Annotated in this window: 23 protein-coding genes and 1 riboswitch; of the genes, 16 read left to right on the plus strand and 7 right to left on the minus strand. The window is 65.0% G+C overall.

The window, feature by feature from the left end; genetic code table 11:
• The first annotated feature begins 43 nt into the window (after positions 1-43).
• Together GTP41_RS12785 and GTP41_RS12790 are read left to right on the plus strand one after the other, a co-directional pair.
• Positions 44-979, plus strand: coding sequence for an EAL and HDOD domain-containing protein (locus GTP41_RS12785; RefSeq protein WP_161025961.1), 936 nt, complete (start codon positions 44-46; stop codon positions 977-979).
• Positions 972-3,134, plus strand: a complete 2,163-nt coding sequence (locus GTP41_RS12790; protein WP_161025962.1) for a putative bifunctional diguanylate cyclase/phosphodiesterase — start codon at positions 972-974, stop codon at positions 3,132-3,134. The genes GTP41_RS12785 and GTP41_RS12790 overlap by 8 nt, the downstream gene beginning before the upstream one ends.
• A 96-nt stretch (positions 3,135-3,230) precedes the next feature.
• Here GTP41_RS12790 and GTP41_RS12795 read toward each other — a convergent pair whose 3' ends face one another.
• Positions 3,231-3,629, minus strand: coding sequence for a KGG domain-containing protein (locus tag GTP41_RS12795; RefSeq protein WP_161025963.1), 399 nt, complete (start codon positions 3,627-3,629; stop codon positions 3,231-3,233).
• Positions 3,630-3,754: 125 nt separating this feature from the next.
• Between GTP41_RS12795 and GTP41_RS12800 the strand changes: the two genes are divergently transcribed.
• From GTP41_RS12800 to GTP41_RS12810, 3 genes are read left to right on the plus strand one after another with little or no spacing between them, the layout of a single operon-like run.
• Complete coding sequence (locus tag GTP41_RS12800) at positions 3,755-4,180, plus strand: DUF1810 domain-containing protein (RefSeq protein ID WP_161025964.1); 426 nt, start codon at positions 3,755-3,757, stop codon at positions 4,178-4,180.
• Positions 4,177-4,557: a glutaredoxin domain-containing protein gene (locus GTP41_RS12805; protein WP_161025965.1), complete on the plus strand. Its 381-nt coding sequence runs from the start codon at positions 4,177-4,179 to the stop codon at positions 4,555-4,557. Before GTP41_RS12800 ends, GTP41_RS12805 begins: the two co-directional genes overlap by 4 nt.
• Positions 4,557-4,958, plus strand: a complete 402-nt coding sequence (locus tag GTP41_RS12810; protein ID WP_161026122.1) for a PPC domain-containing DNA-binding protein — start codon at positions 4,557-4,559, stop codon at positions 4,956-4,958. Before GTP41_RS12805 ends, GTP41_RS12810 begins: the two co-directional genes overlap by 1 nt.
• On the opposite strand, the gene GTP41_RS12815 is transcribed toward GTP41_RS12810, so the two are convergent.
• Genes GTP41_RS12815 through dgt form a run of 3 tightly spaced genes read right to left on the minus strand, consistent with a single transcriptional unit; the run spans position 4,955 to position 7,331 of the window.
• Positions 4,955-5,167 (minus strand): DUF3820 family protein, encoded by a 213-nt coding sequence (locus GTP41_RS12815; protein ID WP_161025966.1) that lies wholly within the window; start codon positions 5,165-5,167, stop codon positions 4,955-4,957. The genes GTP41_RS12810 and GTP41_RS12815 overlap by 4 nt on opposite strands.
• 5 nt (positions 5,168-5,172) lie before the next feature.
• Positions 5,173-6,111 (minus strand): AraC family transcriptional regulator, encoded by a 939-nt coding sequence (locus GTP41_RS12820; RefSeq protein WP_161025967.1) that lies wholly within the window; start codon positions 6,109-6,111, stop codon positions 5,173-5,175.
• Positions 6,108-7,331 carry a dGTP triphosphohydrolase gene (gene dgt, locus GTP41_RS12825; protein ID WP_161025968.1) on the minus strand — a complete coding sequence of 408 codons (1,224 nt, stop codon included), beginning with the start codon at positions 7,329-7,331 and terminating at the stop codon, positions 6,108-6,110. The genes GTP41_RS12820 and dgt overlap by 4 nt, the downstream gene beginning before the upstream one ends.
• A gap of 54 nt (positions 7,332-7,385) precedes the next feature.
• Here dgt and GTP41_RS12830 point away from each other — a divergent pair, with 54 nt between their 5' ends.
• The 8 genes from GTP41_RS12830 (at position 7,386) to GTP41_RS12865 (ending at position 19,140) form a co-directional block, all read left to right on the plus strand.
• On the plus strand, positions 7,386-8,855 hold the full coding sequence (locus GTP41_RS12830) for a sodium:solute symporter (RefSeq protein WP_161025969.1): 1,470 nt from the start codon (positions 7,386-7,388) through the stop codon (positions 8,853-8,855).
• 26 nt (positions 8,856-8,881) lie between these two features.
• Positions 8,882-10,756 carry a signal peptide peptidase SppA gene (sppA, locus tag GTP41_RS12835; protein ID WP_161025970.1) on the plus strand — a complete coding sequence of 625 codons (1,875 nt, stop codon included), beginning with the start codon at positions 8,882-8,884 and terminating at the stop codon, positions 10,754-10,756.
• A 56-nt stretch (positions 10,757-10,812) separates the two neighbouring features.
• Complete coding sequence (locus tag GTP41_RS12840; protein WP_161025971.1) at positions 10,813-13,371, plus strand: chemotaxis protein CheB; 2,559 nt, start codon at positions 10,813-10,815, stop codon at positions 13,369-13,371.
• Complete coding sequence (locus GTP41_RS12845; protein ID WP_161025972.1) at positions 13,368-14,909, plus strand: PAS domain-containing sensor histidine kinase; 1,542 nt, start codon at positions 13,368-13,370, stop codon at positions 14,907-14,909. Before GTP41_RS12840 ends, GTP41_RS12845 begins: the two co-directional genes overlap by 4 nt.
• A gap of 69 nt (positions 14,910-14,978) precedes the next feature.
• The gene (locus GTP41_RS12850) at positions 14,979-17,108 is read left to right on the plus strand and encodes a S46 family peptidase (protein ID WP_371867353.1); all 2,130 of its coding nucleotides are present in this window, start codon (positions 14,979-14,981) and stop codon (positions 17,106-17,108) included.
• Between the two features lie 222 nt (positions 17,109-17,330).
• Complete coding sequence (gene pnuC, locus GTP41_RS12855; RefSeq protein ID WP_161025973.1) at positions 17,331-17,945, plus strand: nicotinamide riboside transporter PnuC; 615 nt, start codon at positions 17,331-17,333, stop codon at positions 17,943-17,945.
• Positions 17,942-18,457 (plus strand): AAA family ATPase, encoded by a 516-nt coding sequence (locus GTP41_RS12860; protein WP_161025974.1) that lies wholly within the window; start codon positions 17,942-17,944, stop codon positions 18,455-18,457. The genes pnuC and GTP41_RS12860 overlap by 4 nt, the downstream gene beginning before the upstream one ends.
• A 5-nt stretch (positions 18,458-18,462) precedes the next feature.
• On the plus strand, positions 18,463-19,140 hold the full coding sequence (locus GTP41_RS12865; RefSeq protein ID WP_161025975.1) for a hypothetical protein: 678 nt from the start codon (positions 18,463-18,465) through the stop codon (positions 19,138-19,140).
• Between the two features lie 49 nt (positions 19,141-19,189).
• Here GTP41_RS12865 and GTP41_RS12870 read toward each other — a convergent pair whose 3' ends face one another.
• Together GTP41_RS12870 and GTP41_RS12875 are read right to left on the minus strand one after the other, a co-directional pair.
• Positions 19,190-21,289 carry a TonB-dependent siderophore receptor gene (locus GTP41_RS12870; RefSeq protein WP_161025976.1) on the minus strand — a complete coding sequence of 700 codons (2,100 nt, stop codon included), beginning with the start codon at positions 21,287-21,289 and terminating at the stop codon, positions 19,190-19,192.
• Positions 21,290-21,352: 63 nt separating this feature from the next.
• Positions 21,353-21,452, minus strand: a riboswitch (TPP riboswitch).
• Positions 21,453-21,459: 7 nt separating this feature from the next.
• The gene (locus GTP41_RS12875) at positions 21,460-22,623 is read right to left on the minus strand and encodes an iron-containing alcohol dehydrogenase (protein WP_161025977.1); all 1,164 of its coding nucleotides are present in this window, start codon (positions 22,621-22,623) and stop codon (positions 21,460-21,462) included.
• Positions 22,624-22,747: 124 nt separating this feature from the next.
• On the opposite strand from GTP41_RS12875, the gene GTP41_RS12880 reads away from it, so the two are divergent.
• From GTP41_RS12880 to GTP41_RS12890, 3 genes are read left to right on the plus strand one after another with little or no spacing between them, the layout of a single operon-like run.
• Positions 22,748-23,047 (plus strand): ferritin family protein, encoded by a 300-nt coding sequence (locus GTP41_RS12880; RefSeq protein ID WP_161025978.1) that lies wholly within the window; start codon positions 22,748-22,750, stop codon positions 23,045-23,047.
• Between the two features lie 9 nt (positions 23,048-23,056).
• Positions 23,057-23,515 carry an immunity 26/phosphotriesterase HocA family protein gene (locus GTP41_RS12885; RefSeq protein ID WP_161025979.1) on the plus strand — a complete coding sequence of 153 codons (459 nt, stop codon included), beginning with the start codon at positions 23,057-23,059 and terminating at the stop codon, positions 23,513-23,515.
• Between the two features lie 9 nt (positions 23,516-23,524).
• Complete coding sequence (locus GTP41_RS12890; protein WP_161025980.1) at positions 23,525-23,938, plus strand: GFA family protein; 414 nt, start codon at positions 23,525-23,527, stop codon at positions 23,936-23,938.
• Here GTP41_RS12890 and GTP41_RS12895 read toward each other — a convergent pair.
• Entirely contained in the window at positions 23,935-25,191 is a 1,257-nt protein-coding gene (locus GTP41_RS12895) for an RNA polymerase sigma factor (protein WP_161025981.1), read from the minus strand. The two genes, GTP41_RS12890 and GTP41_RS12895, sit on opposite strands and share 4 nt — an antisense overlap.
• Positions 25,192-25,220 lie beyond the last annotated feature (29 nt).

The raw sequence follows: 25,220 nt of genomic DNA on the forward strand, positions 1-25,220 counted from the left end.
CACCCTAGCCGGTTTTTAAGGTATGACAAGTCATGCAACTCCCTTGTTCCTGAAGCTGCTCGCCGACCGCCAGGGCCGGCCGGGTGGCTTGCTGTTTTGCGGCGATGGCGCGTCGGCGTTGCCGCCGGACCTGGCCGGGCTGGCCGCCAAGCTGCCTTGCTTTTACCGCGAAGCGCTGCCGGCAGCGCTGGCAGCGCAGCTGGGCGCGGCGGGCTTCCAGGCGCTGCCTGGCGCCGCCCTGCAGCGCAACGACCGGGAGTTCGACCTGGCGCTGGAGCCGAACGTCGACTGGATCGAGGGCGACTGGCCGCTGCAAGCGCCGCCCCGTGCCAGCGGCGCGCAGGCCGCCTCGCGCGCCATGGCCTTGCAACTGGTGCAACTGGTCAGCAACGACGCCGACACGCACGCAATCGAAGAACTCCTGCGGCGCGACCCCACCTTGTCCTACCATTTGCTCAAGCTGGTGAATTCGCTGGGCATGGGCACGGGGCGCAAGGTCACCAGTTTCAGCCAGGCGATCCTGATCCTGGGCCGGCAGCAACTGCGGCGCTGGCTGAACCTGATGCTGTTTGCTGCCCGCAGCGACGATGCGCGCTCGCCGATGCTGCTGGCGCGCGTCTCCGTGCGGGCCCGCACGATGGAGTTGCTGGCGCGCGAAACCGGGCAGGGCAAGCAGGTGCAGGAGCAGGCTTTCATGGTTGGCATGTTTTCGCTGCTGGGCGTGTTGTTCGGCGTGCCCCTGGGCGAGCTGCTGGCGCCCCTCAACCTGGGCGACGCGGCGCAGCAAGCCTTGCTGTCCAAGTCCGGCGCGCTGGGCGAATTGCTGGCGGTGCTGGAGGCGGCCGAGCATAGCGATATGGTGGCCGTGGCCAGGGGGCTGGAGGCGCTGCAGTTGCCGGTCCTCGACTTCAACCGTCTGGTCGCGGAGGCCAACCTGTGGATGCTGGACGTGACGGGCGATGCAGGCCACCATGGATAACGAGCGGATCGCGCACTGCCTTGCCTTGAGCCAGCGGGCGCGCAGCCAGCAAGGGCAGGGCGAGGCGCAGGCCGCCACGCTGGCGGAGCTGGAGGCGGCGCTGCAGGCGCTGCAGCCGGCTCCCGTCATCGCGCCCGCCGGGGCGGAGCTGATGCTTGACGCCGCCGGCTACCTGACCGCCTGGAATGAGGGCGCCGAGCGCCTGTTTGGCTACCGCGCCAGCGAAGCGCTGGGCCAGCACGTGCTGTTCCTGTATGCCGGGGATGACGAGGACGGCGATATCGCCGAACTGGTCGACGCCGATCATGCCGTGATCGACGTGCGGCGCCGCAAGAAGTCCGGCGAGGTGATTCGCGTGCGGCTGAACATCACCTTGCTGCGCGACAGCGCGGGCCAGCCGAGCGGCATGCGGGTGCTGATCGCGCCCATGGTGGAAGGCCTGAGCGCGCGCGAGAAAACCAAGCTGCATGCCCGCATCATCGAAGACAGCGACCAGGGCGTCCTGATCACCGATGCGCACGAACGCATCGTCTCCATCAACAGCGCCTTCACCCGCATCACCGGCTACACGGCGGCGGAAGCGCTGGGCAAGACGCCGGACATGCTGCGCTCCGGCGTGCCGGGCGCGGACTTCCCCGCCCGCGTGAGCGCGGCCATGAAAGGCGCTGGACCCTGGCGCGGCGAAATCATTGGCCGGCGCAAGAACGGCGAGCTGTTTCCGCAGGCCGTCACGGTGAGCGCGGTGCGCGACGAGGACGGCGCCATCCGCCACACCTTCTCGCTGTTCTCCGACATCAGCGTGCATAAGGATGCCGAGGCGCGCATGCAGCGCCTGGCCAACTACGACACCTTGACCGGCCTGCCGAACCTGGGACTGCTGTCGCAGTTGCTGGGGCAGGCCATGACCGAAGCGCGCCGCAAGCAGGAGCATGGCGCGCTGCTGGTGATCGAAATCAATCGCCTGGGCGCGATTGCCGACACGCTGGGGCACGAGGTGGGCAACGCCGTGCTGCTGGAAGTGGGGCGCATTTTCCGCCTGGTGCTGCGCGACGAGGATATCCTGGCGCGCCTGGACGGCGGCAAGTTTGCGGCCGCGCTGCCGCAGATTGAAAAGCGCGAGCACGCCGCCATCGTCGCGCAAAAGCTGATGGCCGCGCTGGAAGCGCCGCTGCAGATCGGCGCGCATCGCCTGCAACTGAGCGCGCACGTCGGCGTCGCCGTTTATCCCGAGGATGCGCAGGACGCGGCGGAGCTGGTGCGCGGCGCGGATGCCGCCATGTCGCGCGTAGTCCCGGGCCAGGTGCCGGCGCTGCTGTTCTACAGCGAGGAAATGAACCAGCGCGCCAAGGAGCACCTGCGCATCGAGAGCGAACTGCGGCTGGCGCTGGCGAACAAGGAGCTGCTGCTGTACTACCAGCCCAAGGTCAGCCTGCGCAGCGGACGGATTGTCGGCGCCGAAGCGCTGCTGCGCTGGCGCCATCCGGTGCGCGGGCTGGTATCGCCGGGCGTGTTCATCCCGGTGGCCGAGGAAACCGGCTTGATCTACGAATTGGGCAACTGGGTGCTGGAAGAGGCCTGCCGCCAGATCGCCGCTTGGCGCGACGCCAACCTGATGATGCCGCCGATCGCCGTCAACTTATCCGCACGGCAGTTCGACAGCCACCTGCCCGAGCGGGTCGCCGACGTGATGGCGCGCCACCACGTGCACCCGGAGCAGCTGATGCTGGAAATCACCGAAAGCCTGCTGGTGCGCGGCGCCGAGAACGTGATCGCGATTATGAATGAGCTGGTGGCGATGGGCTTATCGCTGGCGCTGGATGATTTCGGCACCGGCTATTCCAGCCTGGCCTACCTGAAGAAATTCCCCATCAGCACGTTGAAGATCGACCGCGCCTTTGTCGTTGGCCTGCCGTTTGAAGAAAACGACTGCGCCATTGCGCGCGCCATCGTGACGATGGCCAAGCAACTGCGGCAAGAGATTGTGGCCGAAGGGGTGGAAACGATCGAGCAGATGGGTTTCCTGCGCGAGTTGGGCTGCGACCAGCTGCAAGGCTACCTGTTCAGCCAACCCATCGCCGCCGCCGATTTTGAGCGCATGCTACGCGAAGGCAAACGGCTCGCCGTCTCCGGCCGCCAAGCCACCCTCAGCCTGTAAATGTCCACCTTGGGGTCAGGAAGAAAAGTGGACATTCTCGTAGGAATGTCCACTTTTCTTCCTGACCCCAAGGTGGACATTTTGCGTTAGGCGGGGTTAGCGCTTGTCGTCGTTTTTGTGGCTTTGACGACCTGCTTCGGCGTGCTGCTCTGGGGTGCCGCCGCGGGTGCCGCCGCCGCTGCCACCACTGCCGCCACTGCTACTGCTACCGCTACCCCCGCTGCCGCTTTGGCGGCTGCTGCCGGATTCGGAGCCCGACTGGCGGTTGCCGTCGTTCTTGTGGCTCATGCTGCCGGCTTTGCGCGCTTCTTCCGAAGTGAACTCGTGCGCATTGCCGGAGGCGTGGGCGGCTTTGCCGCCTTCGCTGGCGATTTCGCGCTGGCGTTCCGGGTCCATCGAGGCGAATCCTCGGTTGCTGGTGTCGCCGCTCTGCTTGTTGCCGCCTTGGCCGCCCGACTGTTTGGAACCGCCTTTGTCTTGATTGCTCGATGCCATGATCATCTCCCATTAGGTTCGAAGGAGTCGTCATGGTAGGCGGCAGGGCAGGCCGTATTAATCAGAACACGCGACTAGACTTTGTAGGACAATGGCTCATTGAAAAGTAACTTTTTTGGGGCGCCATGTATCAATTGGAGCGCTTTGTCGCGGCGCAGGAAGCCATCTACCAACAGGTGGTTTTCGAACTGTCGGCTGGACGCAAGCGTACGCACTGGATGTGGTTTGTCTTCCCGCAATTGGCTGGCCTGGGCTTTAGCGCCATGGCGCAGCGCTATGCCATCAGCGGGCTGGGCGAGGCGCGCGCCTACCTGGCGCATGCGCTGCTCGGCACGCGGTTGCGCGAGTGCAGTGCGCTGGTGCTGGCTGTCCAGGGGGCCACGGTCCATGGTATCTTCGGGTCGCCGGACAATATGAAGTTCCATTCGTCGATGACGCTGTTTGCGCAAGCGGCGCCGCAGGAGGCGCTGTTCCTGTCCTGCCTCGACAAATATTTTGGCGCTGTGCCCGACCAGGCCACGCTTGACTTACTGCTTAAGGAGAAGAAATGACCCGCACCATCCTCGACGACGCCCACCTGCACCCGGCCATCCGTGAACGGGTGGCGAAAAACCATGCCGATATCCTGGCGGAGGTGCAGTCGGCGATTGCCTCGAACCGGGTGGTGGTGGTCGGCATGCGCCAGAACCCGTTCCCGAAAAAGGCGCGCCGCATGCTCGACGCGCAGGGCACGCCGTACGCCTACCTGGAGTACGGCAGCTATTTCAGCCAGTGGCGCCGCCGCACGGCGCTGAAGATGTGGAGCGGTTGGCCGACCCTGCCGATGATTTTCATCGACGGTGTCCTGATCGGCGGCGCGCAAGACCTGGAGCGCCTGATCGAGAAGGGCGAGTTCACCTCCCTCCTGGCGCCGCGTCTGCAGGGATGATGGAGGCGCTGCCATTGCGCCTGAAGCCGGGCGATGACGTGCGCGAGGCGGTGGAGCAGGCCTTGCGCGATGCCGGCGCGACGGCGGGCTTCCTCTTGCAGGGGATAGGCAGCTTGTCGGTGGCGCAGATCCGCTATGCGGGCCTGGCGCAGCCGACCGAGTTGTTGGGCGAGCTGGAGATCCTGACCGTGGCCGGCTCGGTGGCGCCGGATGGCGCCCACCTGCATATGATGCTGTCCGATGCGCGCGGCCGCACCTTCGGCGGCCATGTGGGCCGCGGTTGCATCGTGCGCACCACGGCGGAGTTGCTGCTGGCGGTCCTGCCCGCGCATGCCTTCGCGCGCGAACACGATCCGCTGACGGGCTATGCGGAGCTGGCGATCCGGCGCGCGCCGGGCTAGCGTTTGCGCAATGGGTCGAGCAGGCTGCGCAGGTTGTTGTGGTCGATCTCGTACATCAGGGCCAGCAGCGCGCCCAGCTCCCCTTTCGGAAAGCCTTCGCGCGCCATCCAGCCCAGGTAATGACCTGGCAAGTCGGCCAGCTTGCGGCCTTTGTATTTCCCATATGGCATATCGCGTGCCACCAGCATTGCCAGGTACTCAGGGCTCATCTTGATTACAGTGCTTTGACAGGGATGCAGATATCGCAGGTGAAGCTGCCGTCGCTTTGCGTCACCAGGTTCTCGTAGCGCTCGAAGCAGGGACGCTCGTCGCATTGCAGGCCGCTGGATGGCAGCCATTCCTTCATCAGCCGGTTCCACACCGGCCCGATATCGCGCGGCGCGCCGCTGTAGCGGGTGACGGCGTAGCGCCCGCCGGGCAGGTTGGCGACGCTGAATTGTCCGCCCGGTTCGAACCCGTCCGGGATTTCAACGCAGGCGTCGTAACGGCATTTGTCGGCCGGGGTCAGGCTCGGGTCGTCGTGGCCGATGCCGTAGCAGGTGGCATTGGCCAGGCCGTTGCCGAGGATCCAGGGCATCATGGTGCGGCCCCAGAATTCGCCGATGGCCGGGCCGTAGGGGCCGATATGGCGGCGGTAGGCAACGCGCGAAGGCGGCAGGTCGATGATTTTCACGTCCATGGTGTTTTCTCCGTATGGGTGGTTGGAGTCGCCATGTTCGCCGTTGTCGCCGTTGCCCGCCTGACCGTGCTTGCGGTTCACCTGATCAAAATTGCTATTTTGCGCGCGCAGCCCGGCCAGGAAGGCGGCGATGCGCTCGGGCGTATTGGCGCGCCACTCGGTGGGCGTGCTGCCGAAGCGGGCTTTGAACGCGCGCGCAAAGGCTTCGCCGGAGCCGAAGCTGGTGGATAGCGCCACCTCCAGCACGGCGCCGCCGGCCGCCAGCTTGCCGGCCGCCACTTCCAGCCGGCGCCGCCGCACATAGTCGCCGATGGTCTCGCCCATCCAGCCGGCGAAGATGCGGTGGAAGTGGTAGCGCGAGAAGTTGGCGATGTCGGCCAGGGCCGGCAGGTCGAGCTGCGCGTCCAGGTTGCGGTCGATGTGGTCGAGCACCCGGTTCATGCGGCGCTCGTATTCGTTGCGCGCGTCGTTCATGTGACGGGGTAGATGCGGTCCAGGCTGCCGGGGCCGAAGTATTTTTCGTACTCGCGCGCGGCGTAGGAGTCCATCATGCCGGAAATGTAGTCGACCACCAGGCGCTCGCGCGAATCCTTCAGGCTGCGGATGGCCGGCGGCAGCAGGATGCCGCCCTTGTTGTAGCTGGTGTCGGTCAGTACTTCGAACAGGCCGCGGATGATTTTTTCGCCGCGCTTTTCGTAGAGCTGCACGTCCTTTTTGCGCAGGATGGCGCGCCACAGCAGGCTTTTCAGGCCGCGCGCCAGCAGGCCCTTGCTGCGGTAGCCCAGCTCCGGGCCGTGCTTGCCTTCCACCACGGCGATGTCGCGGCACAGCTCATGCACGATCTGCGAGGTCAGCTCCTTGCGCAGCACGATCGAGTATTCCTCCGAGCTTTCCTGCATATCGCAGTCCAGCGCCACGGCGTGGGCATGGTTGGCAATGGCGGAGAACTGTTCGTAGGCGCCCGAGAAGTCTTTGCTGATCTTGAACTCGTGCACGATCTCGCCCCAGGTGATGATGCCGAAGCTGAGCGCATCCTCCACGTCGTGCGCGGCATAGGCGATTTCGTCGGCCAGGTCCATGATCTGGGCGTCGATGCTCTTGCGCAGGGAAACGCCGTGGGCGGCCAGCTGGCCGCTCAGGAATGCATAATCCTCGTCGTACAGGAACTTCTTCGGATTGTCGGCGCGGCGCTGGAAGTACTTGGTGATGCCCAGCAGCGAGCGCACGGTCAGGTTCAGGCCCGCATAGGCGTGGTGCTTCTTTTCCAGCGTGCGCAGGGTGCGGAAGGCCTGCGCATTGCCTTCGAAGCCGCCGGCATCGGCCGCCAGCTCGTCCAGGATCTTTTCGCCGTAGTGGCCGAAGGGCGGGTTGCCGATATCGTGCGCCAGCGCGCAGGTTTCCGATACCACGCTGCGCTCCAGGCCCAGTTCGGCGGCGATGGAGCGGGCGATCTGCGCCACTTCCAGGCTGTGCGTCAGGCGGTTGCGGTTGAAGCGGTTGGCGTCCACCCCGAGCAGCTGCATCTTGCCCTGCAAGCGGCGGAAGGAGGAGGAATACAGCACGCGCGCGTAATCGCGCATGCATTCTTCGCGGCTTTCGCTGCGGCCGTCGGCCTGGCTGTGGACGCGGTATTCCAGGGGCAGCACCAGCGCCTCCTGGGCGCGGGCAAAGTCAATGGTGGTTTGATCGTACATGTGGCGATTCTACGGTATATTGCAGGCCAATTTGTTTCATGGCTGGATAATAAAATGTCACCTGCTGCACTTTTCCTCGTGGTGCTGGCCTATTTCGGCCTGCTGCTCGGCGTGGCCTGGGCCACCTCGCGCAATGCCGACAACGACAGTTTCTTCATCGGGAATAAAAGCTCGAACTGGATGCTGGTGGCCTTCGGCATGGTGGGCACCACGCTGAGCGGCGTCACCTTCATCAGCGTGCCGGGCGCGGTGGGGCGCGACGGCTTTGGCTACCTGCAGATCATGCTCGGCTACACGCTGGGCTATGTCGCCGTGGCCTTCGTGCTGCTGCCGCTGTACTACCGCCTGAAACTGACCTCGATCTACCATTACCTGGACGTGCGCCTGGGGCGCCGCGCCTACCAGAGCGGGGCGGCTTTCTTCATCCTCTCGCGCACCCTGGGCGCCACGGCGCGCCTGTACCTGGTGGTAAACATCCTGCAGGCCACCATCCTGGACAGCCTGGGCGTGCCGTTCTGGGCCACCAACCTGATCATCCTGGCCATGATCCTGCTGTACACCTATGAGGGCGGGGTCAAGACCATCGTCTGGACCGACACCCTGCAAACCACCGGCATGCTGTTTGGCCTGGTGGCCTGCGTCGCCTTCCTGCTGGACCAGATGGGACTGGGCTTGATCGAGAGCGTGGAGCAGATGCGCTCCGCCGGCCTGGCGCGCGTGTTCACCATGGACGTGGACAGCCCGGCCTACTTCTGGAAGCAGGTGGTGGCGGGCGCCTTCATCACCATTGCCATGACCGGCATGGACCAGGAGATGATGCAAAAGAATATCTCGGTGCGCACCCTGGCCGACTCGCAGAAGAATATGCTGGTGCTGACGGCCATCCTGTTTGTGGTGCTGTCGCTGTTCCTGCTGCTGGGCGGCCTGCTGCACCTGTACGCGCCGCAGGTGGGCGTGACGGCCGGCGGCGACAAGCTCTTCCCGGCGGTGGTCATGGGCCATATGCCGGCGGTGTTGCAACTGGTGTTCATCATCGCCCTGATCAGCGCCTTGTTCCCGAGCGCGGACGGCGCCATCACGGCCCTGACATCCTCCTTCTGCATCGACATCCTGGGCCTGAAGCGGCGCGATGACCTGGGCGAGGGCGCCCAACTGCGCATCCGCCACCGCGTGCACCTGTCCTTCTGTGCGCTGTTCCTGCTGCTGGTGATGGTATTTAAATGGATCGATAGCGCCAGCATGATCGGCGTGATCCTGAAGCTGGCCGGCTACACCTACGGCCCGCTGCTCGGCCTGTTCGCCTTCGGCCTGCTGTGCCAGCGCGCCGTCAACGACCGGCTGGTGCCGTGGGTGGCGCTGGCCGGGCCGCTGCTGTGTGCCCTGGTCGACTACAACCAGCACCTGCTGTTCGGCAGCTACCGGATGGGGCTCGAACTGCTGGTGCTGAACGGCCTGCTGGTGGTGGCTGGGCTTTACCTGATTTCCTACCCGGCTAAGGCGAATGTCGCTTATAGTGTGGAGTAGTTACTTTTTTAGCACTAGGAGTAGAGATGTCCCGCTCTGTTTTCTCGTATATCCGCGGCGGTTTTGCCTGGTTTTGGCACGCTGTCGATACTAGCCGCCGCGCCGCGCTGAACTTCCTGTTCCTGCTGATCGTGGTGCTGCTGCTGGTCGCCATTTTCGGCGGCGGCGCCAAGCCGCTGGGCAGCAAGACCATGCTGGTCCTGAACCTGGAAGGCGCGCTGGTGGAACAATCGCACGGCAGCAGCCGCGACGCGCTGATGGCCGGCCTGGCCGGCGGCGAGGTGCGCAAGTCGGTGCAGCTGCGCGATGTGCTGAACGTGCTCGATGCCGCCGCCAAAGACCCGCAGATCGCCGGCGCCGTCCTGATCCTGGACGATATGCAGGGCGGCGGCCAGGCCATGCTGCGCGAGATCGGCGCCGCCGTGGACCGTTTCAAGGCCAGCGGCAAGAAGGTGGTGGCATGGGGTTCCAGCTACAACCAGCGCCAGTACCAGGTGGCCATGCACGCGGACGAGGTCTACCTGCACCCGATGGGCGCGGTGTTCCTGGAAGGCTTTGGCAAATACCGCAACTACTACCGCGACGCGCTGGATAAAGTGGGCGTGACCGTCAACCTGATGAAGGTGGGCACCTACAAGAGCTTTGCCGAGCCGTTCATCGCCAACGGCCCGTCGCAGGCCGCGGCCGAAGCGGACGCCTTCCTGAACAACGACCTGTGGGCGCGCTACACCGCCCAGGTGGAGCAATCGCGCAAGCTGCCGGAAGGCGCCGTGATGAAGGCGATCGACAACCTGCCGGCTTTGGTGGAAGGCGCCAAGGGCAACCTGGCCAAGGTGGCGCTGGACACCAAACTGGTGGACGGCCTGAAAACCAAGGACGAACTGCGCGTCCTGGTGACCAAGATGGGCGTGCATGACAGCGCGGCCAAATCCTTCCGCCAGGTGAGCTATCACGACTACCTGGCGCGCGTCTTCCCGAAACTGACCGGCGACGCGATCGGCGTCGTGATGGCGGTGGGCGAGATCAGCGACGGCGACGCGCCGGCCGGCCAGATCGGCGGCGCCTCCACCGCGCGCCTGGTGCGCATGGCGCGCGAGGACAGCTCGATCAAGGCCGTGGTGCTGCGCGTGGATTCGCCCGGCGGCAGCGCCTTCGGCTCGGAACTGATCCGGCGCGAACTGGAGCTGACGCGCGCCGCCGGCAAGCCGGTGGTGGTTTCGATGGGCAATGTGGCCGCATCCGGCGGCTACTGGATTTCCATGGCCTCCGACGAGGTGATCGCCGACCCGGCCACCATCACCGGTTCGATCGGCGTGTTCGCCCTGTTCCCGACCGTGGAAAAAGTGATCGACAAGCTGGGCATCCACACCGCCGGCCAGACCACCACCTGGCTGGGCGACGCCGGCAACCCGCTGCGCCCGATGGACCCGCGCTTCGGCCAATTGATCCAGGGCGCCATCGGCCACACGTACGGCGAATTCACCGCCAAGGCGGCCAAGGCGCGCAACACCACGCCGGACAAGATCGACGCCGTGGGCCAGGGCCGGGTCTGGACCGGCGCCCAGGCGCAGGAACGCGGCCTGGTCGATACCCTGGGCGGCTACAAGGACGCGCTGAAAGCCGCCGCGCGCCGCGCCAAGTTGACGGGCGAGCCGCGCGTGGTCTATATCGAACGTGAAGTGTCGCGCGTTGACAAGGTGCTGGAGTTCTTCGGCGCCTCCGCCGCCAAGGCGGTGGCCAAGGCCTACGGCGAACAGGCGCGCACCGCGCTGCTGCCGGCGGGCATGCCGGCCGGGGTGGCGCAGGACGTGGTACGCGACCTGGGCTGGCTGAACGACATGACGGCGCAGCGCAAGCCGTTCATGGCGCTGACGCACTGCCTGTGCGCCGCGCCTGACTGAGGTTTGCAAGTAAGTGTCGGTTTGCTAATTCCCTGGCGCGCTGGCATGATTGCGGGATGACCAACCCTTTAGTTTCCCCCGGATCAGAGCCGGGCGAGGCGCAACGCCAGCGCCAGGCGGTGCAGATTGTCGGCATAGGCGCCTCGGCCGGAGGGCTGGACGCCATTTCCGAATTCCTGGCCTCCATGCCATCCCGCAGCGGGATGGCATTCATCGTCATGCAGCACCAGGACCCGTCGCGCCGCGGGCTGCTGCCAGAGCTGCTGCGCCGCATTACCAGCATGGAAGTGTGCGAAATCGCCGAGTCGATCGAGCTGCGCCCGGACCACGTGTACGTGGCGCCGCCCAATTGCGACCTGGCCTTCGGCAGCGGCAAGCTGATGCCGGTGGAGATGGCCGAGGTGCATGGCCGCTACCCGATCGACACTTTCTTCCGCAACCTGGCTGCTGAAAAAGGCCAGGCCGCCGCCGGCGTCGTCTTTTCCGGGATGGGCACCGACGGTACCGCCGGCCTGCGCGCGATCCAGGAAGCCGGCGGGGTGACGCTGGCGCAGGAACCCCATTCGGCCAAGTTCGACTCCATGCCGCGCAGCGCCATCAGCGCCGGCGTGGCGGATTTCGTCGCCGCGCCGGTCGCCATGCCCATGTGGCTGTGCCAGGTGCGCTCGGCGCCGCACGTCGGCGCCCACGGCGCGGCGCGCGCGCGGCGCCAGGCCTTGCGCGAGCTGATGACGCTGCTGCAGCGCCATACCGGCAACAACTTCACCGAGTACAAGATGAGCACCGTGCTGCGCCGCATCGAGCGCCGCATGAAGCTGCACCAGCACGTATCCATGGAAGAGTATGTCGCCTACCTTCGTGACAACGCGGGCGAGGTGCAGCTGCTGTTCCACGAAATGCTGATCGGCGTGACCAGCTTCTTCCGCGACCCGAGCGTCTGGGAGCACCTGCGCAACGACACGATTCCGGCGCTGCTGGCCGCCAATCCGCACGGCGCCGCCTTCAAGGCCTGGGTGCCGGCCTGTTCCACCGGGGAGGAAGCGTATACCCTGGCCATGGTGTTTGACGAGGCGGTGCAAGCCGCCGCCGAAAGCGGCAGATACTCGCTGCAGATCTTCGCCACCGACCTGCACGGCGACGCGATCGACAAAGCGCGCCTGGGCCTGTTCGGGCGCGGCGTGGAAGAGGCGATCTCGCACGAGCGCCTGGCGCGCTACTTTACGACGGACGGGGTCTCCTACCGCATCCGCAAGGAACTGCGCAATATGATCATCTTTGCGCAGCAGAACATCATTTCCGATCCCCCGTTCACCAAGCTCGACATTCTTAGCTGCCGCAATCTGCTAATTTACTTCAACCCGAAGCTGCAGGAACAGCTGATACCGTTGTTCCATTACGCGTTGAAACCGGACGGCTTGCTGGTGCTGGGCAGCGCCGATACCCCGGGCAGCTATAACGAATTATTTGCGCCGGTGCCCGGCTGCGGCCGCATCTACCGCCGCCTGGACGCCAGCACGCAACGCGTGGCCAACTATTTCCCGACCAAGATCGCCAAGGCCGCGCAACCGAGTTCCACCGAAGTGACTACCATGACCATGAATGGCAATATCCAGACTCAAATAGAACATCTGCTGCTGAAGAGCCACACGCCGGCAGCGGTCATGATCAATTCGGACGGCGACATCCTCTACATCCACGGCCGCACCGGCACCTTCCTGGAACCGGCTGCCGGGCGCGCCAACTGGAACATCCACGCCATGGCGCGCGACGGCCTGCGCTACGAGCTGGCCGACCTGATTGAACGGGCCAACCGCAGCGAAGGCATGGAAGCGGTGCGCGAGCTGCTGATCAAGGACGGCGCGCAGTCGCTGCTGGTGGACATGACGGCCGAGGTGGTGCGCGAGGATACGCACGCCGGCCACAGCCTGCTGGTCACGTTCCAGGCCGCGCCGGTGCCGGCGCGCAAGCGCGCCAGCCGCAGCGACACCCGGCCGCAGGAACTGGAGCAGCAACTGACCGTGGCGCGCCTGGAATTGCAGTCCGTGCGCGAAGAGATGCAAACCTCGCGCGAGGAACTGAAAGCAGCCAACGAGGAGCTGCAATCGACCAACGAGGAACTGCAATCGACCAACGAGGAGCTGACCACCTCGAAGGAAGAGATGCAGTCGCTGAACGAAGAGCTGTACACCGTCAATGCCGAGCTGCAGTCCAAGGTGGACGACCTGTCGCTGGTCAACAGCGACATGAAGAACCTGTTGAACAGCACCGACATCGCCGTCATTTTCCTCGATAGCCAGATGAATATCCGGCGCTACACCAACCAGGCCACCCAGCTTTACAAGCTGATCGCCACCGACCTGAATCGCCCCCTGAGCGACATCGCCAATGACCTGGTGTATCCGGCCATGGAAGACGACGCGCGCGAAGTGCTGCGCAGCCTGGTGTTCTGCGAACGCCAGATCCCGACCCGCGACGGGCGCTGGTTCATGGTGCGCATCATGCCTTACCGCACCGTGAACAACGTGATCGACGGCCTGGTGCTCACCTTTGTCAACGTGACCGAACTGAAGCTGCTGGAAGCGCGCCTGACGCCTGACGGGGGCAATACCCCATGAGCCGCAGCGACGCCCTGCGCCACTGGCACGAGCTGCAAGTCAGCCAGCTGGAACTGGAAGTCCAGAGTGCCGCCCTGGCCGAACTCGGACGTCAAAAGCGGGAGGCGGAGCAAGGCCTGCAGCGTTACGCCGGCCTGTTCGACCAGGCGCCGGTGTGCTACCTGGCGCTGGCGCGCGACGGCTGCATTGCCGGCGCCAACCGCGCCGCCGCCGCCTTGTTCGGCATGCCGCTTGACCGGTTGCCGGGCCAGCCGGTGGAGCGCTTCCTGGCGCCAGCCAGCCAGCCGGCCCTGCGCGCGCTGCTGGCACGCCTGCACGCCGACGGCAGCAGCAGCGCCATCGAAGCCCAGCTGTTTGAAAGCCTGGGTGGCGGCCGCGTGCGCATCGAGGCCAACCTGGAACCGGCGGGCGGCGCCATCCGCATGGTGCTGAGCGACCTGCGCATGCGTGCCCAGCACCATGCGGAAGACGGCGCCCTGCGGCGCGCCTTCGCCGTGCTGGACACCCTGGGCGAGGGCGTCGCCGTGGCCGACGCCGACGGCGTCATCATCGCCGTCAACCCCGCCTTCAGTGCCATCAGCGGCCGGAGCGAAGCGCAAGCCATCGGCTGCGAGCTGGCCGCCATCTGCGGCGTCGAAGCCGCGCTGGCGGGGCTGGAGGAGGGCGGCTGGCAGGGCGAACTGGCCGGACGCCGCCCGGACGGCGCAGAATTCCAGGCGGCCCTGTCCTTGCGCAGCCTGGCCGGTGCCGACGGCAGCGTGGCCGGCGTGGTGGCGGTGCTGAGCGATATCAGCCGCCGCAAGCAAGCCGAAAGTGCGCTGCAGGACCTGCACCGCAACCTGGAATCGCGCGTGCTGCAGCGTACCGCCGAACTGCTGCACACCAACGGCCAGCTGCGCCAGCTGTCGGCCCACATGGCCTCGGTCAAGGAAGAAGAACGCAAGCGCATCGCGCGCGAAATCCACGATGAACTGGGGCAGAACCTGCTGGCCCTGAAGCTCGACATCGTGCAGCTCAACGAGCGCATGGGCGGACGCCAGAACCGCCTCGCGCGCCGCGTCTCGTCGGCGCTGGCCAATATCGACGCCACCTTGCGCAGCGTGCGCGGCATCATGAATGAACTGCGGCCCGCCGTGCTGGACCTGGGCCTGGCGGCGGCGCTGGAATGGCTGGTCAACGACTTCCGCCAGCGCAGCAAACTGCACTACGAACTGGCGCTGCCCGGCGAGGCCGAACTGGCCGCCATCAACAGCGAAACCAGCCTGGTGCTGTTCCGCATCGTGCAGGAAGCCCTGGTCAACGTGCTGCGCCACGCACGCGCCACGCGGGTCGCGGTGCGGCTGGAGGCGGGCGAAAGCGGCGTGCTGCTGGAAGTGGAAGACAACGGCATCGGCATTGCCCCCGCCTGCCGCGAACGCCCCGGCTCCTTCGGCCTGATCGGCATGCAGGAGCGCGCCGACGCCCTGCACGGCAGTTTCACCCTGAGCGACTACGAACCGGGCGCCGGCTGCCGCATCACGCTGCGCCTGCCGTTGTGAAAAGGTCAATAGCCCTGCAGCCCGGCAGCGCGTATACTGCCGGTGCTTTTACACCATCAGGGGACTGCCTTGCTCAAAAAACTCGCACTTTCGGCTGCCATGGCAGCTGCCTTTGTACCTGCCCTGGCCGACGAAGGCCAATGGCAACCGCACCAGCTGCCGCAATTGAAGGCGGAGCTCAAGCGCATCGGCATCACCATCCCGGCCGAACGCCTGGCCGACCTGTCCAAGCACCCGATGAGCGCCATCGTCTCGCTCGACGGCTGCTCGGCCTCCTTCGTCTCCCCTGAAGGCCTGGTGGTCACCAACCACCACTGCGCATACGGCGCCATCCAGCGCAACTCCACCGCAGAAAAGAACTACATTGCCAACGGCTTCCTGGCCAAGACCCGCGCCGCCGAGCTGCCGGGCGGCCCGACCACCCGCGTCTACGTCACCGACAAGCTGGAAAACGTCACCGCCCGCGTCAACGACGGCCTGGAAAAGCTGTCCGGCAAAGCGCGCCATGAAGAAGCCAAGAAGCGCATCAAAGCCCTGGTGGCCGAATGCGAAAGCGACAAGATCTACCGCTGCTCCGTGCCCGCCTTCCACCGCGGCGCCGAGTACTACCGCATCCGCCAGATGATGATCAAGGACGTGCGCCTGGTCTACGCCCCGGCCGAATCGATCGGCAACTACGGCGGCGACATCGACAACTACGAATGGCCGCGCCACACCGGCGACTACGCCTTCCTGCGCGCCTACGTCGGCAAAGACGGCCGCCCGGCCGACCCATCGCCGGACAACGTACCCTACAAATCCAAGGACTTCCTGGTGGTCTCCGCCGAAGGCCTGAAGAACGGCGACCCGATCCTGCTGGCCGGCTACCCCGGCCGCACCAGCCGCTACAAGCTGCCGGCTGAAATCCGCTTCGCGCGCGACGTCAACTACCCAGCCATGGTGGCCGACTATCAGGCCGACCTGGACGCCATCGCCGCCGCCACCAAAGGCAACGACAACCACGTGGTGCGCTATGCCAGCGTGGTCAAGTCGATCAACAACCGCATGAAGAAAACCCAGGGCCTGCTGGACGGCTTCGCCCGCAAAGACCTGGCTGCCATCAAAGACACGCAGGACGCCGAATTCCGCGCCTGGTACGGCAAGCAAGCCAACGCCTCGCGCGAATTGCTGCCGCAGCTGGACGCCGCCATCGGCGCCGACATGGCCCAGACCACCGAAGACTTCTTCTACGGCATGGCCACCAACAGCGACCTGCTGAAAAGCGCGCGCACCCTGTACCGCCTGGCGCTGGAAAAGCAAAAGCCCGACGCCGAGCGCGAATCCGGCTTCCAGGAGCGCGACATCGCCAACATCAAAGGCCGCCTGAGCCGCCTTGAGCAATCGCTGGTGCCAGCGGTCGACCAGGCCCGCTACGTCTCCGGCCTGCAGCGCTACGCCAAGGCTTCCGGCAAAGCGCGCAGCCTGGACCCGCTGCTGCCAGCCGTCGCCGACGTGCCGGCCATGTACCAGCAGACCAAGCTGGCCGACACCGCCACCCGCCTGGCCTGGATGGACAAAGCTCCGGCCGAATTCCAGCAATCCGACGACCCCTTCATCAAGCTCGCCGTGCGCATGCACGACGTCGCGATGGCGCTGGAAGACCAGCGCAAGGAAGTGGACGGCACGCTGGAAAAGATCATCCCGCAATACATGGGCGCCGTAATCGGCTGGAAGAAATCGCAAGGCAAACCGGTCTACCCGGACGCCAACTCCACCCTGCGCGTCACCTACGGCACCGTCTCCGCCTACTCGCCGAAAGACGGCGTCACCAAAGGCCCGTTCACGACGGTGGAAGGGATCGTTGAAAAGCACACCGGCAAAGACCCGTTCGATGCCCCGAAAGCGCTGCTGGAAGCGGTGAAAGCCAAGCGCTACGGCCAGTTCAAGGACCCGGTGCTGGGCACGGTGCCGGTCAACTTCCTGTCCTCCGCGGACACCACCGGCGGCAACTCCGGCTCCGCCATCGTCAACAAGCGCGGCGAGCTGATCGGGTTGAATTTCGACTCCACCTACGAATCGATCACCAAGGACTGGTACTTCGACCGCGAGATCACCCGCGCCATCCACCTCGACGCCCGCTACATGCTGTGGGTCATGAAAGAAGTCGACCACGCCGACAACCTGCTGCAAGAAATGAAAATCAAGTACCCAAAAAAATAAACCAATTCGGGGTCACAATTCGGGGTCAGGTCTGACAATCGGACACCCACGGCGCACTTTTGAATTTTCTCAAAACCCGTACCGGTTTTTCCGGTGCGGGTTTTGCAGATTTACGTTGTTCCGAGGTCAATTTTGCACCTCACATTTCGCACGGGTAGCTTGATATTTCTCAAAGGTGTGGGCTGGCTGTCCGAATGTCAGACCTGACCCCGAATTTAAACTATGAACGAATCGATTTCCGTGTTTGGCTTGCTCAATGTCACTCTGTTGGAGCTGCTGTCGTTTGTGCTGTCGGTGGCGACGGTGTGGCTGAATATCCGCCAGAATCATTGGGCTTGGCTGTTTGCCATCTTGTCTTCGGCAACCTATGGCGTGGTCTTCTTCGGGGCTAAGCTGTATGGCGATATGGCTTTGCAGGGGGTGTTCATCACCGTTTCGTTCTGGGGCTGGTATCAATGGCTGCGGGGGAATCAGGGCGCGGCGCTGGGCGTTTCGAGCTTGTCCGTGCGCGGGCGGGTGTTGGCTGGCGTGGCTTGGCTGGCGGGCTTTGGGGTGCTGGCTTGGTTCCTGCGCTCTTTCACCGACACCGATGTGCCGCATGCGGATGCTTTCCTGACTGCGGGTAGCCTGGTGGGCCAGGCTCTTTTGTCCCGTAAAAAAATCGAGAATTGGCATGTCTGGATTATCGTGGATGTGCTCTACGTTGCGCTCTACGTGCATAAGGGGCTGATGCTGACGGCTGTCCTCTATGGCATGTTCGTGGCCATGGCTTTCGCGGGCCTGCGTGCCTGGCGCAACAGCAGCGCGGCGCCGGATGCGGCGGTTGTCTGGAAATGAGGCTGCCTTTCCGCGTCGCTATCCTCGGCGCGGCGTCGTCGGGAAAAACTACCCTGGCGCAGGCGCTGGCGCTGCGTTATGGGGCGGCATGGGTGCCGGAGTACTTGCGCGAGTTTTGCGATCTGCGGCAGGATGTGCCGGTGGCGTCGGACCAGTTCCATATCGCTTCGACCCAGGTGGCGCGCGAGGAAGCGCTGGCTGCGCTGGGTGGGCGTTTTCTTTTTTGCGATACCACGCCATTGATGACGGCGGTCTATTCCATCCATTATTTCGGTGGCATCGATGCGCAGCTTGAGGGCCTTGCTGCGTCGCGCCGTTACGACATTACCCTGGTCTGCAAGCCTGAATTCGCGTGGGTGCCCGATGGGCTACATCATGAGGAGGAGGATGTCAGCGGTATTATTGATTCCATCTTGCTCAATGAGCTGGCGCGACGCGGTGTGCCTTATACGCGTATCAGCGGTGGCCTGGAGGAGCGCTTGCTGCAGGTGGGGCATTTATTGGGGGATTGAGGCTTATGAAAAGATTGCTCGCGCTGGCTGGCTGGCTGCCGTTGGCGGCGTTTGCGGAGACGGGGTATTACCTGGTCTCGGTCTATGACGTGGAGGGCCAGGCTTCGATCGATTATAAGTATTGGAATGCGCACTATAAGAACTCGCGCAACGTGGCTAGCCCGGAGATTGGCGTCGGCTATGGGGTGAATTCGCGCTGGTACACGGAGTTGACGGCGCAGTGGATCCAGGTCGATGGGCGGCGGACGCGCCATACGGGGCTGGAGTGGCAGAACGACTTTCTGCTGACGCAGGGCCAGTTCGATGTGGATGTGGCGCTGCATACCTTGGTGGAGCGCGCGCGGCGGCGGGAGCGGGGCTATTTTCTTGAGGTGGGGCCGGTGCTGCAGACGTATGTCTGGCGGACGCAGTTGAATCTTAATCTGTTCTTGCAGCGGGAGTTTGATAACGGCTTGCGCAATGAGACGGAGCTGGCGTATCAGTGGCAGGTGAGGCAGCGTTGGTTGCCGGGACTGGCGTTCGGGGCGCAGGGGTTTGGCGAGCGGCGGGCGCATTCGCGCCGGGCGGGGCCGGCTTTGTTTGGGGAGGCGGGGCGCTTCAAGTATGAGGCGGCTTATCTCTTTGGGCGGAATTCGGGGCGGACGGCGAATTCGTTTACGTTGCGGGTGCAGTACTTCTTTTGAAACCCGGTAGGGCGGGTCAGACCCTTGGGCCTGACCCTGGTTTGCCGGGTTAGAAGTCGACCTGCGCGGACAGCTGGAACGTGCGCGGGGCGCCTGGGAACAGGTAGCCGCCGACATCCGGCGTCACGTCGCGCCAGTAGAATTTGTCGAATGCGTTCTTGACCTGGGCGCGGACGATCACGGATGCGCCGCCTACGCGGTAGGCGTATGAGCCGCCCAGGTTCACCACGTGGTACGACGGGACCATGACCTTGTTTTCCTGGTCGAAGGCTTTACGGCCGGCGTGCTGCCAGTTGGCAGTCAGCTTCAGGCCTGGCACGGCGCTCACCACATAATCCGCCCAGACGGTGGATTTGAAGTTCGGCACGTTGGTCACGCGCTTGCCGTCAAAAATCGCCAGGCCGGTGCCATCTTGCTCGGTGTCGATGGCGGCCATCGATGCGCCCAGCAGCAGTTCGCGCGACAGCTTGCCTTGCGCGCTGAATTCCAGGCCGCGGTGGCGGTCCACGCCTTGGCGGACAAAGGTGTTGGCCGGGTTGGTGAACTCCAGGCCTTGTTCGATCTGGTACACGGCTGCGGACAGCGACACGCCATTGACCTCGGTCTTGGCGCCTAATTCCACTTGCTTGGATTTGCCCGGTGCCAGCGCGGTTTGCTTGTTGGTGGTTTCGATCGGTGCGACGCCGCCGTGCTGCAGGCCTTGGGCGTAGGAGGCGTAGTAGGACAGCTTGTTGCTCGGGCTGTACACCAGCGCGACGTTCGGCAGCCAGAAGTTGTCGCTGGTGGCGGCGGCCTTGGCCTGGGTGCGGCGCACGGAGACGAATCGGGCGCCGGTGTGCAGTGCCAATTGCTCGTTCAGGCCGATGATGTCCTGCACATAGGCTGCGCGCTCGTTGTCGGCGCGGCGTTCGGAGACCGGGCCCAGTACGCCGCTCGACAGCGGCACGACCACCGGTTTGAAGATGTTGCTTACGCCGGCCTTGTCGTACACGTAGTCGCCCCAGCGTTCATGGTTGGAGAAGACGGACAGGCCGGCGGTCAGTTCGTGCTTGATGCTGCCGGTGGCGAACTTGCCTTGCAGGTGGGCTTTGGCGGACGTCGGCTTTTTTTCTTCGCCCAGGCTGCGGTAGTCGTACACGTCGTAGTCGCCGTTGCTGCAGTAGCCCGGCCACAGTTCTTCGCTGGAGCAGCCGTAGGGGAAGGCGGTGTAGTCGTCGCGCTTGAAGCGGTGCTGGTTGGCGCTGAGGGTGGCTTTCCATTCCGGCGCGAGCTGGTATTGGAAGGCGATGCCGATGTTGCTGGTTTCGGTCATTACCGGCTTGGCCCACGGCTGGTCGTTCAGGAACAGGTCGGCGTCGACCACTGGCAGGCGAGTGCCGCCGGTCAGCTGGAAGCCGGGCGCGGTCAGCTGCGATTTCTTCTGGTAGTCGGCATCCACGGTCAGCAGCGCTTGCGGGCTGATACGCCAGTCGAAGGCGGCGGAGAAGAAGCTGCGGCGGCCGTCGGCGCCTTTGACGATGGAGCGCAGGCGTTCGCCGGCGGCGTTGATGCGGTAGCCGAAGCGGCGGTCTTCAAAGCGGCCGCCCAGGTCCACGGTGCCGAGCACGGTGCCGCGCTCGCTCACTTCCAGCAGCACGGAGCGCAGGTTCGATTCGGTCGGGCGCTTGGTCACGTAGTTGATGATGCCGCCCGGCGCGGCGACGCCCATCTGCAGGCCGGCCAGGCCGCGCAGCACTTCAATGCTTTCCTTGTTTTCCAGCGGGATCTGGGTGTCGCCGGAAATGGCGTGGCCGTCCTTGCGGTAAGAGCTGGCGTTATCCAGCTTGAAGCCGCGGATCGAGAATTGCTCGGCGTAGCCGACGGCGTTGTAGGCGTCGCCGATGCTGGCGTCGAATTTCACGGCGTCGGTGGTGTTGCGGATGTTCAGGTCTTGCAGCTGCTCGCGCGTCAGTACGCTGACGGAGGCGGGGGTTTGCAGCAATGCCTGTTCGCCGAAGCCGGCGACGGAAGCGCGGTCGGCCACGATGCGGTTGGCGGTGATGACCACTTCGGTCAGTTTCTGTTCCTGCGCGGAGGCGGCAGGGGCGAAGGCGGTGGCGACGGCCAGTGCGGCCAGGCTCAGTTGGGTGGTGTTGCGAGTGCGATTCATATATGTGCTCTTGCTTTGCGTAGGCGCCAGCAGGAGAGCACGCGAAAGCCCGGGTCCCCGGGCCTTCATCCATCTGCGCTTTCCTTCGCTGGCATTATCCAGATCAGGTTCGGAGGGTATTTCTCACCCCGCGCACTATGCGCGAGGACCCCTAGCGAGGCGGTATTGTACTACAGGCTCAATTGCAGGGCGCGCCGCACGTCGGCCGGCGTGATGTCGCGCCGTTCGCCCAGGCCGGTCATGCCGGCGGCTTCCAGCGCGGCGACGGTGGCGTCGATGGCTGGCGCGCCCAGGCCGTAGCCGGACAGGCGGGTCGGCACGCCCATCTGCTCGAAGAAGGCGCGCGTGTTGCCGATGGCGGCGTCGATGCGTTCCTCTTCGCTGCCCTGGCTGGCGTCCAGGCCCCATACGCGTTCGGCGTATTGCAGCAGCTTGCCGCGCTTGGCCTCGCGCCGCACCTGCAGGATGCCCGGCAGGACAATCGCCAGCGTCTGCGCGTGATCCAGGCCGAACAGGGCGGTCAGCTCGTGGCCGACGCCGTGGGTGGCCCAGTCCTGCGGCACGCCGACGCCGATCAGGCCATTCAGGGCCATGGTGGCGGTCCACATGATGTTGGCGCGCACTTCGACGTCGTCCGGGCGGGCCAGCACTTGCGGGCCCAGTTCCAGCAGGGTTTGCAGCAGGCCTTCGGCAAAGCGGTCCTGCACCGGCGCGTTGGCCGGGTAGGTCAGGTATTGCTCGGTGGTGTGGACGAAGGCGTCGACCACGCCGTTGCCGACCTGGCGCAGCGGCAGGGTCAGCGTCTTGGCCGGGTCTAGCACGGAGAAGCGCGGGTAGACGTGGGGGCTCATGAAGGCGCGCTTTTCCTGGGTGGCGGCGCGGCTGACCACGCTGGCGCTGTTCATCTCGGAACCGGTGGCGGGCAGGGTCAGCACGGCGCCGAAGGGCAGGGCGGCCTTCACGACCTTGCCGCCGATTTTCAGGATGTCCCAGGCGTCGCCGTCGTACAGCGCGGCGGCGGCGATGAACTTGGTGCCGTCCACCACCGAGCCGCCGCCTACGGCGAGCAGGAAGTCGATCTTTTCGCCTTGCACCAGTTCTACCGCCTGCATCAGGGTTTCGTAGCGCGGGTTGGGTTCGATGCCGGAGAACTCCAGCACAGTATGGCCCGCCAGCGCGGCGCGCACTTCGTCGTAGGTGCCGTTGGTCTTGATGCTGCCGCCGCCGTAGAGCATGAGGACGCGGGCGTTGGCAGGAATATATTTCGCCAGGGCGGCGATCTGGCCCGTGCCGAAAATGACGCGGGTCGGGTTGTGGAATTCGAAGTTTTGCATAGTGGCGCGATTATCGCGCAATTCGCGCCCAGCCGTGCGACACCACGCGAAAGGCCTTGCTACACTTGAGAAATCCGCGCCGCAGGCTGACAATGCGGGTATCCGTCAGCCTATGGAGAATGAGATGACACAGGAACACGTGGTCGAGCCGCGCGACTACCTCAATGCGCAGGTGCTGGACATGCACCGCGCCTTGACGTCGCTGGGCGAGAAGATTGAAGCACTGGACCTGCATAACCAGCGTATCGAAACCTGCACCGATCCGGAGCTGAAGCTGGTGATGGCCAGCCACCGCGATGCCACGCGCAAGCAAATCGCCATGCTGCTGGAGTGGGTGCGCCGGCGCGACCCGAAAATGGACAAGGAAATGAAGGAAGCGCTGTTCAAAGCGGGTCCGATCGCCGCGCAATATCATTACGAGTAAAGGAAGTCGATGAAGTTTCAGCCGTACCGGGAAGGCAGCTGGTTTGCCATCCCGCTCAGGAATGGCGGTTATGCCACCGGTTTGGTGGCGCGCCTGTCACCGCAGGGGAAGGTCATGCTGGCCTACCTGTTCGGGCCTACCCACTGGACCTTGCCGACCTTGGCCGAGGTGCAGGGGCTGACGGCATCCGATGCGCTGAAGGTGATACGCACCGGTGATATGGCGCTGGCGAACGGGCGTTGGCCTGTGCTCGGCAATACGGTGGGCTACCAGCGCGAGGACTGGCCGGTGCCGATGTTTATCCGCCGTGCCGATGCGTTGAAGCGCGCCTGGCAGGCGACCTATGGCGACGATCCGGGCAAGCCGGAGCGCGAGGTGTCCGTTCCGTATGATACGGAGGGGTTGGAGAGCGATTCGCTGTTCGGCTATGGTTCGGCGGAGCTGCTCATGACCAAGCTGCTGGAGTAGGGAGGTCCTATGCACACAGGCGGCTGTTTTTGCGGGGCGGTGCGGTACGAGGCGGAAGGGGCGGCGCGGAACAGCACCTGGTGCCACTGTTCGATGTGCCGCCGCTCGTGCGGGGCGCCCGGCGTGGCGTGGTTTAGCGTGCTGCGCGGGCGGTTTCGCTATGTGCGGGGGCAGCCTGCCGCTTTTCATTCCAGTCCGGGCGTAACGCGCGAGTTCTGCGCGGCGTGCGGGACGCAGCTGACCTTTGTTGATGAGCGCTCGCCGCTGGAGGTGGATGTGACGACCTGCAGCCTGGATGAGCCGGATGCCATGCCGCCGCAGGATCATACCTTTGCGGCCAGCCGGCTGCATTGGGAGGCGCTGTGCGATGATTTGCCGCGCTATTCGCGCACGCGGAGCGATGGGGCGCTGGAGAGCGCCTAGCAGGCGGCTGCCCGCGCCAGCAGCAAATCGCGCTCGCGCTCATTTTGCGTCAAGCCCGCGGCCCGCTCAAACTCGGCGCGCGCCTCGGCCATCCGTTCCAGCTTGAACAGGAAATCCCCGCGCACGCTGGGCAGCAGGTGATAGTGCTTGAGCGCCGGCTCGTCCAGCAACTGATCCACCAGCTCCAGCCCGACCGCCGGCCCGTAAGCCATGGCCAGCGCCACCGCGCGGTTCAGCTCCACCACCGGCGAGGGCGCGCGCGTGGCCAGGGCCAGGTAGAGGTCCGCGATCATCTGCCAATCCGTGTCCTGCGCCCGCTTGGCGCGCGCGTGGCAGGCCGCAATGGCTGCCTGCAGCACATACGGCCCCGGCACCCGCCCCAGGGCCTGGGCGCGCTCCAGCGCCGCCAGCCCGCGCCGCACCAGCATCTGGTCCCAGCGCGTGCGGTCCTGTTCCAGCAGCAGCACCGGCTTGCCCTGCGCATCGGTGCGGGCGCGTGCGCGCGAGGACTGGATTTCCATCAGCGCCACCAGGCCATGCACTTCCGGCTCGCCCGGCGCCAGCTCGGCCAGGATGCGCCCCAGGCGCAGCGCTTCGTGGCACAAGCCGGGGCGCATCCAGTCGCTGCCGGCGCTGGCCGAATAGCCTTCGTTATAGACCAGGTAAATCACCTGCAGCACGGCCGCTAAGCGTTCTTCCAGCTCGGCCCCGCGCGGCACTTCGAACGGCACTTTGGCGTCGCCCAGCGTGCGTTTGGCGCGCACGATGCGCTGCGCGATGGTCGGCTCGGCGGCCAGGAAGGCGCGCGCGATTTCGTCCGTGGTCAGGCCGCCCAGCAGGCGCAGGGTCAGCGCCACGCGCGCTTCCATGGTCAGCACCGGGTGGCAGGAGATGAAGATCAGGCGCAGCAGGTCGTCGCCGATATTGTCGTCGAGCTCGCGCTCCAGGTCGGGCGCGGCATCCTGCAGCAACCCTTCGATCTCATAGGTCAGCTCCGGCTCTTTTTCCTGCGCCAGCTTCTGGTGGCGCAGGTAGTCCAGGGCCTTGTTTTTCGCGGCCTGCATCAGCCAGGCGGCGGGACGCTCGGGCGTGCCGTTTTCCGGCCAGGTTTCCAGTGCGCTGACCAGGGCTTCCTGCGCCATCTCTTCCGCCAGGGCGACGTCGCGCAGCATGCGGGTGAGCACGGCGATGATCTTGGCTTCTTCAATGCGCCAGACGGCAACGATGGCGCGGTGGGTGCTGTTGTCGTTCATGTGCTCACTTTAGCATGATAAACTTGAAA

The sequence above is a fragment of the Pseudoduganella guangdongensis genome (assembly GCF_009857475.1).
In the GTDB taxonomy this organism is placed as follows: Bacteria; Pseudomonadota; Gammaproteobacteria; order Burkholderiales; family Burkholderiaceae_D; genus Rugamonas; species Rugamonas guangdongensis.